Origin of the sequence: Gemmata obscuriglobus (assembly GCF_008065095.1) — a bacterium.
Classification (GTDB): Bacteria; Planctomycetota; Planctomycetia; order Gemmatales; family Gemmataceae; genus Gemmata; species Gemmata obscuriglobus.
Window position 1 is genome coordinate 7,367,976 of sequence record NZ_CP042911.1, and the last position, 12,382, is coordinate 7,380,357.

General features: G+C 71.1%; 6 protein-coding genes. 5 read left to right on the forward strand and 1 reads right to left on the reverse strand.

The genetic code is table 11. The features are described 5' to 3' along the window. The first annotated feature begins 608 nt into the window (after window positions 1-608). From GobsT_RS30415 to GobsT_RS30430, 4 genes are all read left to right on the forward strand, one after another. Entirely contained in the window at window positions 609-2,135 is a 1,527-nt protein-coding gene (locus tag GobsT_RS30415; protein ID WP_010041230.1) for a hypothetical protein, read from the forward strand. Between the two features lie 377 nt (window positions 2,136-2,512). Further along, window positions 2,513-5,173 carry a protein kinase domain-containing protein gene (locus tag GobsT_RS30420; RefSeq protein ID WP_010041228.1) on the forward strand — a complete coding sequence of 887 codons (2,661 nt, stop codon included), beginning with the start codon at window positions 2,513-2,515 and terminating at the stop codon, window positions 5,171-5,173. 25 nt (window positions 5,174-5,198) lie between these two features. Further along, entirely contained in the window at window positions 5,199-6,776 is a 1,578-nt protein-coding gene (locus tag GobsT_RS30425; protein ID WP_010041226.1) for a matrixin family metalloprotease, read from the forward strand. 263 nt (window positions 6,777-7,039) lie between these two features. After that, entirely contained in the window at window positions 7,040-8,746 is a 1,707-nt protein-coding gene (locus tag GobsT_RS30430) for an ATP-binding response regulator (RefSeq protein WP_162097370.1), read from the forward strand. 32 nt (window positions 8,747-8,778) lie between these two features. Here GobsT_RS30430 and msrA read toward each other — a convergent pair whose 3' ends face one another. Then, on the reverse strand, window positions 8,779-9,471 hold the full coding sequence (gene msrA / locus GobsT_RS30435; protein WP_010041223.1) for a peptide-methionine (S)-S-oxide reductase MsrA: 693 nt from the start codon (window positions 9,469-9,471) through the stop codon (window positions 8,779-8,781). Window positions 9,472-10,524: 1,053 nt separating this feature from the next. Between msrA and GobsT_RS30440 the strand changes: the two genes are divergently transcribed. Then, window positions 10,525-11,952 (forward strand): sigma-54-dependent transcriptional regulator, encoded by a 1,428-nt coding sequence (locus GobsT_RS30440; protein WP_010041221.1) that lies wholly within the window; start codon window positions 10,525-10,527, stop codon window positions 11,950-11,952. Window positions 11,953-12,382 lie beyond the last annotated feature (430 nt).

Consider the following 12,382-nt stretch of genomic DNA (forward strand, 5'->3'; position numbering starts at 1 on the left):
CATCAAATCTCTAGTTTTGCGCCGGACGCAATTATCCTGCGCCGGTGCGAAGTTGGCTGCGCGGGCGTGGATGCTGCGACGAATTTCGCGCCCGGCGCCCGCTCGCCAGCTCGAAACTGAAATAGCCTGCAATGAACGGGAAGCGCGCCCGGTCCCGCCTTTGAGCCCGTAACCGCAAGCTTCCCGGGCGGGCCGAACACCCGCACCGGGCTCGACCGCACCCGGAGGTTCCCACCGATGCCGTTCCGCCCCACGGTTGAGCAACTCGAGGACCGGACCGTCCCCGCGCTCGTCGCGCAGCGCGGCGACCTCCGATAGGGTCGTGCCTTTGCCGAGGCGCGGGCCTCTGGCCCGCCGGTACGCGCCCGAAGTGAGCCTCGGGTACACGCCAAGCCGAACCGAACCGCATGCGTCAAGCGGGCCAGAGGCCCGGGCCCCGGCAAAAGCACGGTGCCGGCGCGCACCAACTGGAGCGCGGATCAGACTTCCGCTCGGCAACGCGAACCGGCGCGCAATTTTTCGGCTCAGGCTTGTGGTAGTCGCTCCGTCCCGGGTAAGATCGTCCCACCTCGCCCGCACGAGGCGGGGCGCTCCAGGAGGGACCGTCGATGATCTGCCGCCGGAGTTCGCTGTTCGCCGCGCTCGCCGCGGGCACACTGCTGGTTTCGGGAACCGCCTTCGCACAGGAACAGGCCGCCCAACCGCCGCAACTCGTCCTCCCGGCGCTGCCGCAACCGGTGCCAGCGCCACCCGCACCGAACGTCGGCACCGTGTTCGGGCAGCAGTCGTTCATTCCCATACCGGGGCGGCCGGCCGGACCGCGGTTCAGCTTCAAGATCGATCCCAACACCCCGGTGAAGGACCTGTTACCGGTCGCGCCGAAGGCCGCACCGGCGCGGGGGCCGCTCCTCGCGGACGACCTGAACAAGGTGCCCGAGGTCGAGTTCGAGGCCCGCGCCGACCAGCCCGCCGATCACGGCAAGATGACGGAGCGCACCGCGCACCAGTTGGCCAAGATCAGCCACATGAACGCCAAGAAGGCCGACGCGTTCATGGGTGCGCTGATCGAGAGCCGCGCGGACCTCGCCGGCATGCCGTTCGTCATGGGCGACGACTGCCGGAGCGGGCCGGAGCGCGCCGCGCACTTCGCCGCGGCCGTCGCGCTCGTCCGCCGCGCGATGCAATCCGGCGGCAGCGGGCGGGCCTTCTGGACCAACTACAACGCCCTCTGCGAGCAACAGGACGAGGCCGCCCCGCGGAGCGACAAGGCCCTCAAAGAGCATTTCACGGTGGCCCGCATCGCGGCGCTGACGCAGATGCTCGCGCCCGAAACGGCTGAGATGCGGGCCGGGCTGGTGAAGCACCTCACCGGGGTGCCGCACGTCGAAGCGACCCGGGCGCTCGCGCGGCTCGCCGTCTTCTCACCGGAAGACGACCTGCGGTTCGCCGCCGTCGACGCGCTCAAGGTGCGCCGCGAGAAGGACTACACCGACGTGCTCGTGAAGGCGCTGCGGTACCCGTTCCCGGCGGTCGCCCGGCGCGCCGCCGACGCCATCGCCCGGCTGGAGCGCGCCGACCTCACCGGCGAACTGGTCGCCGTGCTCGACGAGGAGGACCCGCGGCTGCCGCAGGCGCGGAAGAACGGCAAGGCGCAGTTCGTGCGCGAGATGGTGAAGGTGAACCACCACCGGAACTGCATGATGTGCCACGCCCCGGGCACCAGCGGCGTGTCCGCCGCGTCCGACGTCACCGCCGAGGTGCCGGTCCCGGGCGAGCCGCTCCCCTCCCCCTCGCAGGGGTACCGGCAGTCGTCGCCCGACCTGATGGTGCGCATCGACGTGACGTACCTGCGGCAAGACTTCTCGGCCCGGCTCACGGTGCCCGACGCGCTGCCGTGGCCCGACCAGCAGCGGTTCGACTTCTTCGTCCGCGAGCGCGTCGTGAGCGACGAGGAGGCCGGCGCGTACCGCGAGAAGCTCACGTCGAAGGAGCCCGGCGTGCTGTCGCCGTACCACAAGGCCGCACTGGCGGCGCTGCGCGAGCTGACCGGAAAAGACACCGCGCCGACGGCCGCCGCCTGGCGCAAACTTCTGGACGCGCCGGCCAAGCCCGCGCCTCAATCGCGGCGTGACTGACCGACCAGCCGACGACACCCATCCGAAGACCGCGGGCCGTGTTCAGCCGAACACGGCCCGCGATCGTTTACCGCCACGGGCCGTAAAAGTACGGTACCGTACACGCCTATTTCGTGGCCGTCGCGCCCGCACGCGAAATTTTCCCGTCCTTCCCGAATCGATGAAGCGATTATCCGTAAATCCGTGAGACACCCCGACAGTCGCGCGTTGGGGCGCGACCGCGTGCGGTATAATCCGAGCAACCGGCACGTCCCGACGAGCGAGGCCTGTTTGTGTGCCTCGCGCACTCGATGAATTATCGAGCGACCGGAACGGGTTGTGACTCCGAACGGAATTCGGCCGCTCGGCCCTCGATACAGTAACGGACCCGCCCGCACATGAGTGCCCAGTTCCAGCCCGGCCCGGCCGTCGGCACCGACTGCGAGAACCCGAAAACGGCGGTGTGGGACTCGCTCGATCCGGCCGTGGGCGGTGCGACCACGCGGCGCGAGTGGCGCCCGGGCGATCACGTCCTCGGGTTCACCCTCGTCGAGTTCCTCGGCAAGGGGACGTTCGCCCAGGTGTTCCTGGCCGAACAGGAGGCGATCGCGGGCCGGCTGGTGGTGCTCAAGGTCACCAGCACGCCGACCCCGGAGCCCGACCGGCTGGGCCGGCTCCAGCACCCGAACGTCGTCCCCATCCACTCGGTCCACAGCGCGCCGCCGCACGAACTCATCTGCATGCCCTACCTGGGGCGCACCACCCTGGCCGACGTGTTGCGCGCGGAGCGCTACCGTAACCCGTCGCACCCCACGCGGTTCGCCCACTCGGGGAGCAGCCCCACGCAGCCCGGAACCGGCTCGGTCCCGGTCGCGGGGCTGCGCATGCTGCCGGCGGCTCCACCCGGGGACGGGTTGCTCGGTGACCACCGGCGCGTCCTGCGGTTGCTGTCCGACCTCGCCGCCGGGCTGGACCACGCCCACCACCGCGGCATCCTGCACCTGGACATCAAGCCGGCGAACGTGCTGCTCGCCGACACCGGCGAGCCGATGCTGCTCGACTTCAACCTGGCCCACGACACCACCGCCACGGCCCGCGGGCCGGTCGGGGGGACGCTCCCGTACGCGGCCCCGGAGCAGCTGGCCGAGATCGACACGCGGGCCGGCCACGCGGTCGACGAGCGCGCGGACCTGTACGCCCTCGGGGCGCTGGCCTACGAGCTGTTCACCGCCGAGCAGGCGTTCCCCGCGGGCATGATGTCGAAGTCGGAGTTCAAGCAGTACATCGCGAACCGCCGGACGGTGCCCTCGGTCCGGGCCGCAGCCCCGGCCGTGCCCCGGGCGGTCGATGCGATCGTGCGGAAGCTCCTCGCCCCGAGCCCCGCGGACCGGTACCAGACCGCCCTCGAACTCAAAACCGACCTCGACCGCCAGCTCGCCGACCTGCCGCTCGCGTCGGCCCCGGACCGCTCGCCGGTCGAGCGGCTCGGCAAGTGGCACCGGCGGAACCCGTGGCTGGCGCTGCGGCTGGCGCTCGCCGCGGTGGTGGGGCTGGCGCTGGGGTTCGGGGTCGTGGTCTACCGCCAGGAGGGCGCGACCCGCGCGCGCGCCGCGGCGGAGCAGGCGCTCGCGGCCCAGAACCAGATGCCGGCCCTGCGGCTCGACCTGACCGCCCCGGGCGACTCGCCGAGCCGAGCCCGGGGGCGGGCGGCCGCCGAGCGACACCTCGCCGCCTTCGGGCTGCCCGGCGACGACAACTGGCGCAACGCGGAGCCGTTCGCCCGCCTGCCGGACGGGTTCAAGCCCGGGGCCGCGGCCGACCTCGGCGAACTGCTCCTGTTGCTCGCCCACGCCCGCACCCAGGACGCGCGGGCTCTACCCGAAGACGAACGCGCCGCGGCCCTCCGCGAGGCGCTCCGACTGAACCGGCTCGCCGAAGGCTGCTTCGCCCCGGACGCCGTTCCCCCGTTCCTGTTCGCCCAGCGGGCGCGGCTCGACGGGGAGCCCGCGCCCGCCCCAACCGAACCGCGGCACCCGCGCGACCACTACCTTGAGGCGGTCGGCCTGATCGCCGACGGCCGGTTCCGCGCCGCGACCGGACCGCTTGAACGGACCGTCGCCGGCGCCCCCGCGCACGGCGCCGCCCACTTCGCGCTCGCCTTCTGCCGCCAGCAGCTCGGCCAGTACCAGCGGGCGCTGGAGCGGTACGACACCGCCCACGCGCTGCTCGCGCGCGACCCGCGCCCGGCGTTCAACCGCGGGATCGTGTACGGGCTCATGCAGAAGCACCCGGAGGCCGAGGCCGAGTTCGCACTGGCGCTCGCGATCGATCCGGGGCACGCCGAGTCGCACCGGAACCGCGCCGTCGCGCGGCTCGCGCAGCGCAAGCACCCGGAGGCCGAGCAGGACCTCACGGCCGCGCTCGAGAAGGGCGTCTCCCCGCTCCTCGTGTACCCGCTCCGCGCGCAACTGCGGGCGCTCCGCGGCGACGCCACGGGGGCCGAACAGGACCGCGCCGCGGCCGCCGCGCACGAGCCGAAGACCGAGAGCGAGTTCATCGCCCGCGGGCTGGCGAGGCTGGCCGCCGACCCCGCGGCGGCGCTGCGCGACTTCGAGGCCGCGGAGCGGGTCAACCCGACCTCGCTCCGGGCCGTCCAGAACCAGGCCCACGTCCACTCCGACCACCGGAAGGACTCGAAGCGCGCGCTAGAACTGGTGACGCGGGCCGCCGAACTGTACCCGGAGTACGCCCCGGCCCGCGCCGGGCGGGCGGTGCTGCTGGCCCGATTCGGCCGCCGCGCCGAGGCCCACAAGGAGGCCGAAACGGCGCTTACGCTGTCCGACGCCGCGGACGTCGCTTACCAGCTCGCGGGGGTGTACGCCCTGACCTCCGCGACCGCCCCGGCCGACGCCGGCCGCGCGTTCGAGCTGCTCCGGCAGGCGCTCCGCACCGGGTTCCGCGACGCGCGCACGCTCGCCGCCGACCCCGACCTCGACCCGATCCGTAACCGCCCTGAGTTCGGCGCGCTCGTGGCCGCGCTCAAGGATCTGAACCGCTAAGCTCTCCGACGCCCAGAGGATCTCCATGACCCGCACCGCCAAACTGGCCGTTACGCCGCTCGAAGACCGCACCGTCCCCGCCGTGTTCGGCAACACATGGGTGGACACGAACCTGACCGTCAGCTTCGCCCCGGACGGGACCGACGTGGCCGGCGCGCCCTCCGACCTGTTCCGGCTGCTTGGCGCCCGCGCCACCGCCGCCGAGTGGCAGGGGGCGATCCGCGACGCGTTCCAGAGCTGGGCCGCCCCAACCAACCTGAGCGTCTCGTTCGTGCGCGACGACGGGCGATCCCTCGGCACCCCGGGGCCGGTCCAGGGGTCACCGTTTGTCGGCGACATCCGCATCACCGCGCGGCCGCTCTCGGACAACGTGCTCGCGATTTCCAACCCGTTCGACCTGATCAGCCCGTGGGCCGGCGAGATCATCATCAACAGCAACAAGGTGTTCGGCACCGACGGCTCGGCCGGCGCCCACGACCTGCGGGCCGTGGTGCTCCACGAGATCGGACACGTACTCGGCCTCGAAGGGAACGCGGACCCGGCGTCGGTGATGTACGAGTCGTACACCGGCCAACGCCCCGGGCTGTCGGCTGGCGACGTGTCGGCGGTCCAGGGGCTGTACGGCGTGCGCGGGACGGCCGGCGGGTCGGTGATCGTCGGGGTCGACGGCACCGCCGCCACCGCGGGCGACTGGGCGAGCGGAACCGGCACCAACGACACGCTCGCGACCGCGACGAACCTGGGACAGAACCGCGACATCACCGACCGGCGCTGGGACTTCGCCGGCACGGCTACATTTGGGGCGCCCGGCGACGTGGACGTGTACCGCGTGCAAGCGAACACGGCCGCGGGCCGGGTGCTCGTGGTGTACGTCAACACCGCTCACGGCGGGGTTTCGCCGAACGTCACCGTGTACGACCGGAACGGCAAACCGGTAGCGGCCGAGGCGCTCGTTCAGAACGGCGAGGTGATCGCCGTCCAGATCCGGAACGTCCAACCTAACCAAGCCTATTTCGTCGCGGTACGGGCGGCCGACCCGGCGGCGTGGACCGGCCGGGAGTCGTACAGCCTCGGCATCGATTTCCGTGATACCGCGATTTCGCCCCCGTCGTTCGCGGCCGCGACGCTGACGAGCGCGGCCCCGCAGATCACCCGCTCGCTCGAGGTGACCCGGACCCAGGCGTTCCAGTTCCGGCTCGCTGCGCAGAGCCTGAGTGACCCGGGTTGGGCCGGCGCGCGGCTTACGGTCTTCGATGCAAGCGGAGCAGCGGTCCTCACCCTTGTGGCCCAAAACGGTCAGTCCGTCGCCGACGAAGTCTTCCTGCACCCTGGCACGTACACGGTGGTAATCGCCGGGGCGACGGCCAACGGCTCCCCGCTTAAAGCCCTGCAAATCAGTGCCACGCTTCTCGCCCTTACCGATCCCATCGGCCCGGCGCTCGCGGGCGACTATGACACCCTTACAACAAGTACGACGACCACCACCACGACGACCACAACGACCACGACGACAAGCAGCACCGGGTTCTACTGGCTCGCACCATCGACCTCTGGTACGAGTTTCCTGAGCCCAACCAGTCCGTTCAGTTCGCCGTGGTGGTAAGCAGGTCCGTCGTTCCACGTAAAGTCCAAAGGCACGCGCATGACCCGGAACGTGTGCCGGACCTGGAACTTGGAACTACTGAAGTGCGTGTGTCGAGTCGCGCGTAAGTGCGAGGAAGCGGCACCGTTCCGGGGCACTACACTCGATGAAAGCGCCCACCACGTCAGGGGTAGAGCGCCCATGGCCGCGAGAGGCGATTGCGCCGCGCGGCCGTGGCGCCCGCTGACGCGACCCGCCGCGGCGGCACCGCTCGGAGTTCGTTCGTGAACCTCTCCGCCCTCGCCCTCGTACTCGCCGGCCTGGCGCCCCTGGCGCATCTGTGCGCGCGGGCCGGGCGCTGGCACCCGGTGATCGGGCGGACGTTCCGCGGGGCGTCCGTGGTCGTAACCGTTTGCGTGCTCACCGCGGCGTGGGCCGGGCCCGGCGTCCCGTACCTGACGGTCACGGGCGCGGTCGTTCCCCTCGCCCTCGTCGGCGCCGCCTTCGACCGGGCGAGTCGCGAGCGCCGCCCCGGCGCCGACCAGCAGCACCGGGACCGGCTCCGGCTGCTCGACGCGGCGCTCGGCGCGTCCCGCGACGGGGTGCTGGTGACCGCAGCGCGGCCGACCGTCGTCGGGCTCCAGATCGTGTACGCGAACCCGGCGTTCGAGAGGCTCACCGGGTACGGAATCGACGAGGCCCTCGGGCAGAGCCCGAGCATGCTGTACGCCGAAGATTGCGAAGCCGACCGGGAGAAGGTGCGCGCCGCGCTGCGGTCCGACGCCCCGGGGCGGTTCGAGGTGCCGGCCCGGCGCAAGGACGGAACAGAAGTGTGCGTGGAGTGGGACGTGGTCCCGGTGCCCGGGCCGCCCGACGGGTGCGAGTACCGGGTCGCGGTGCTCCGGGACACGACCGAGCGGCGGCGGCTCGAGGAGCAGCTCCGCAACGCGGCCAAGCTCGAGGCGGTGGGGCGGCTGGCGGCCGGGGTGGCGCACGACTTCAACAACCTCCTCACCGTCATCGGCGGCAGCGCGGCGCTGCTCGACGGCCCGGCGGGTCGGGGGCCGAACGCGGCCCGGCTCGTGGGCGAGGTGCGGTTCGCCGCCGAGCGCGGCCAGTGGCTGGTGCGCCAGTTGCTCACGTTCGCTCGGCCCCAAGCCGCCGGGCGCGAGCCGCTGGACCTGGGCCGCGTCGCGTCCGACCTGGCGCCCATCCTGGCCCGGGTCGTGGGGCCGGCGATCGAGACCGACGTGGACACGCCCGCCGAACCGGTGTTCGTTCTGGCCGACCGCGGCGAACTGGAGCAGGCGCTGTTGAACCTGGCCACCAACGCCCGGGACGCGATGCCGGGAGGCGGCCGGTTGGCGCTGCGGGTGCGGGCGGGGGCCGACTGGGTGCGGGTCGCGGTCACCGACACCGGCTCGGGGATGCCGCCCGAGGTGCGGGAACGTATCTTCGAGCCGTTTTTTACCACCAAAGGACCGGACGTGGGCACCGGGTTGGGTTTGACAACCGTGAAACAAGTGGCGGAGCGGTGCGGCGGCCGGATCGCGGTCGAGTCCGCACCGGGGCGCGGCACCACATTCGACATCGACCTCCCGCGGTGCCCGGCGCCGGCGCCGGCGCCGACCGGCACCAGCCGGACGGTGCTGCTCGCGGAGGACGAGCCGGGGGTGCGTGCGCTCGCCCGCCTGATCCTCCAAGGGCAGGGGTACAACGTTACCGAAGCCGCGGACGGGGCCGAGGCGCTGAAGCTGCTCGAAGGCGGCGGCGCGTTCGATCTGCTGGTCACCGACGTGCGGATGCCGGGGGCCGACGGGGGCCGGGTCGCGGCCCGGGCGCGGGAGCTGCTCCCCGCGGTGCGGGTCGTGTTCATGTCCGGGTTCACGGACACGGAGCCCGCGGTCCCGGGCTCCGTATTTCTGCCCAAGCCGTTCCCACCCGCCGCCCTCGCCCGGGCCACCCAGCACGCTCGTTCGCCCCACAACTGATCCGCCCGCGGGCCGCGCGATCCCGGCCCGCGCTACCCGCCCTTCATCCGGTCCCGGAACACCTGCCGCAGTTTCTCGACTTTCGGCCCGATGACCGCGCGACAGTACCCCTGGCGCGGGTTGTTCGCGAAAAAGTTCTGGTGCTCCGCCTCCGCCGGGTAGAACGCCGTGAACGGCACGATCTCCGTCACCACCGGCGCGCGGAACACCTGCGCCGCGTCGATCTTCTGCTTGTACTGCTCCGCGAGTCGCTTCTGGCGTTCGGAGTGCGTGAAGACCACCGACCGGTACTGCGGGCCGCGGTCGTTCCCCTGGCGGTCCGGCGTGGTGGGGTCGTGCGACCGCCAAAACACCTCCAGCAGCTCGGGGTACGAAACCTGGTTCGGGTCGAACGTGACCTGCACCACCTCGGCGTGCCCGGTGCGCCCGGAGCACACCTGCTCGTAACTCGGGTTCGGCACCGCCCCGCCGCTGTACCCGGACTCGACCCGCGTGACGCCCTTCAACTGTGCGAACACCGCTTCGGTACACCAGAAGCACCCCGAACCGAACGTCGCCACCTCTTCGGGCGCGCCGGCGTGCGGCTCGACGGACCCGAGTTCCGCGGGCTCGAGTACCGGGAAGTGTTCGGGCACCGCGCTCCCGCCGCCGGCAGACCACCGGAGGTACAGCACCGCGAGCGCGAGCAGCACGATCGGAACGAGAAACAGGGCGTTGCGCCGCATTGCGGGCCTCGCGTTGGTGGGTTGGTCGCACGAACCGGCTTCGGGCCATTATTCGCACGGGCGCTACCGAACCTCAAGGCACGAACCGCCGGTTCGCTCGCGCCGCAACGGCGGCGCGCCTACCCCGGCTCGGGTGTTGTCGTGGCGGCTTGACCGCCATGCCCTTCCCGCCCCAGACCAACTCCGCATCGCACGGGACGTGCTCCACGCGCTAACCCGCAGCGCGGGGCCGTGACCGTCCACCGCCTCTCGCGAAACTGGTGCGGCTCGCAGCCGGATCGTCTATGCATAATCGCAAGCCGCACCGGCTGGCTGGACGGGACCGCGACGCCGACCGCCGCGGTGCGCTCTGGAACACAGACAACCGCCGCGCCCCGCCCGCGCGTGGCAACGTGTGCAAGCAGCCGCCCGACCGCGTTCACCACTTTACGACTCGCTGTGTCCGACGTGTGCCGGCCTGAACTTCGCGAAGCGGGACCGAACGACCGACCTGCACGAGCGGGTGGCGCGGGTGACCGGCGGGCGTGTGAAGACCGGGTACCACACTGAAAACTACCGCGCGCCGGCGCTGAGGTGGTTGCCCCACCCACGAAGCTCCCCGCGGCGTGCGCACGGACCCGTTCGTTTAACGAGTATGGCACCTGATCTCATAACCCGTGGAGACGGGGGTGCGAGTCCCTCACGGGGTTCTTATTCCGAACACAGAATCACAGCGGGCGCTTGATACCGGGAAGCCGCCCGGTTGTTGGCGCCCGCTTTGGTTTTTGTCTTTGTGCCACAAGCATTTCTGTCCGTTCCACAAGAAACAGGCATGACCTCCCGGATCGCGTATCCGTTCAAAGTGTCTACCCCCGCCGCTTAGTTCAGTACCAGCGAGCGAAAACGCTGAGCAACAGTGAGCGGGGCGGTTGGGGCTTCAAGCCCCTGCGGCCCGGCGCGCGACTACGGAACCGTTCCCAGGCTCGGCTCAGCCGCGCCCGCGGTCCAGGGAAGCCATCGACGTTCTTCCGCGCGGTGATCTTGGGAGCGCACATTCGAGACGGGAGAAAACGCGTGGCGCACGTGCTGTTGGTGAACGACACCCCGGGCTCGATCGCGGAACCGGTGCGGCGCGCCCTCCGCGCGTCCCACCACGTCGCGGTCGCTCAGTCGGTTGCGGACTGTCTCGCGCGGGTGACCGCTACACCGCCGGACGCGATCCTACTCGACCTCCAGCACCCCGGACGGGGCGGGTTCGACGCGTTCGACGCGATCCGCAGTGTCGACACGCGCGTCCCGGTCATCTTTCTGGCGCCGGCGGCGGCCGCGGGCGTTGTGATCGAGGCCATTAAACGCGGCGCGTCCGACTGCGTGTTCAAACCCTTGGACCTGGTGCAACTTCAGAAGGCGCTCGACGAGGCGCTCGACGCGGCCGGCCGGGTGCACGAGCCCGATACCCGCCCGGACCCGGGGACCGACGACGGGGGTACCGGCCCGATCATCGGGTCGTGCCCGGCAATGATGGAAGTTTACAAAGCGGTCGGCCGGGTCGCGCCGCAAGACGTACCGGTGCTCATCACGGGCGAAAGCGGGACCGGGAAGGAACTGGTGGCGCGGGCCGTTCACCAGTACAGCCGGCGGGCCGGGCGGCCGTTCGTCGCGCTGAACTGTGCGGCGATCCCAGAGCAGTTGCTTGAAAGCGAACTGTTCGGTCACGAGAAGGGGGCGTTCACCGGCGCCGACCGGCGCCGGATCGGACGGTTCGAGCAGTGCGACGGCGGCACCCTGTTCCTCGACGAGATCGGGGACATGCCGCTCGCGCTCCAGTCGAAACTGCTCCGGGTGCTCCAGGAGCAAGCGTTCGAGCGGGTCGGCGGCGGGGAGACCGTCAGGACGGACGTGCGGATCATCTCCGCCACCCACCGCGACCTGAAGGCGCGGGCGGCGGCGGGCACGTTCCGGCCGGACCTGTACTACCGGCTCGGCGTGTTCACGATGCGCCTGCCCCCGCTCCGCGACCGGGCCGAAGACCTACCGCTCCTGGTCCGCCACTTCCTCGGCCGGTTCAACCGCGAGCTGGGGCGCCGGGTGAGCGACATCAGCGCCGAAGCGCTGGCCCGCTTGACGCAGTACGCCTGGCCGGGGAACCTGCGCGAGTTGCAGAGCGTGCTGAAGCAGGCGCTGCTCCGAACCACCGGAACGGTTCTGCTCCCGAGCGCGCTCGCCGACATGGCCGGCCCGAGCGCGGCACCGGCTTCCGAGCCGCCGGCGCGCGCCGATTTGCACCAGTTCGTCCGCCGGCGCCTGAGTGACGGGTCGGAGAACCTGCTCGAAGAAGCGCGGCTGGAGCTGGACCGGTTCCTCCTGCCGATGGTGATGGAGCTGACCCGCGGCAACCAGGTGCGGGCGGCCCGGGTTCTCGGGGTCGCGCGGCTGACGCTCCGCCGCCGGCTGCACGAACTGGGCATCGCGCCCCGGTTCGTCGATTCAGCCGTTAGCTAATGTCGGGTTCGGCCGCGCCGGGGCGGCGAGACACTCGGAAACCGACCACAGAACCACATCCGGTTGGTGTGTCGCGGTACGGTGTTCGCGTGCGCGCCCGCTGTCTTTCTCGAAGGCAGGAGAGCAACCCACCGAGGAACCGCCCGGTGCGGCCCCCTCGCGCCGCACCGGCAGGAATGTCTGTGCCACGAAAACAAAACCACCCGGGACTGCGAATCCCGTCGTTTCAAGTTCGGGCCTGAAGTGTGGTCCGCTCACTCCGTGAGCGGTCGCTCGGCACCTCGAATGCGCGTTGCACACAACGACCGAGCGAATGACACCGGGAGCGGATCAGATACGCGGAGCGACCGCTCACGGAGTGAGCGGACCATACTCCGAACCAGCGCACCGCTCCAAGGTGCGAACTTGAAACGACGGGAATCAGTTCGGC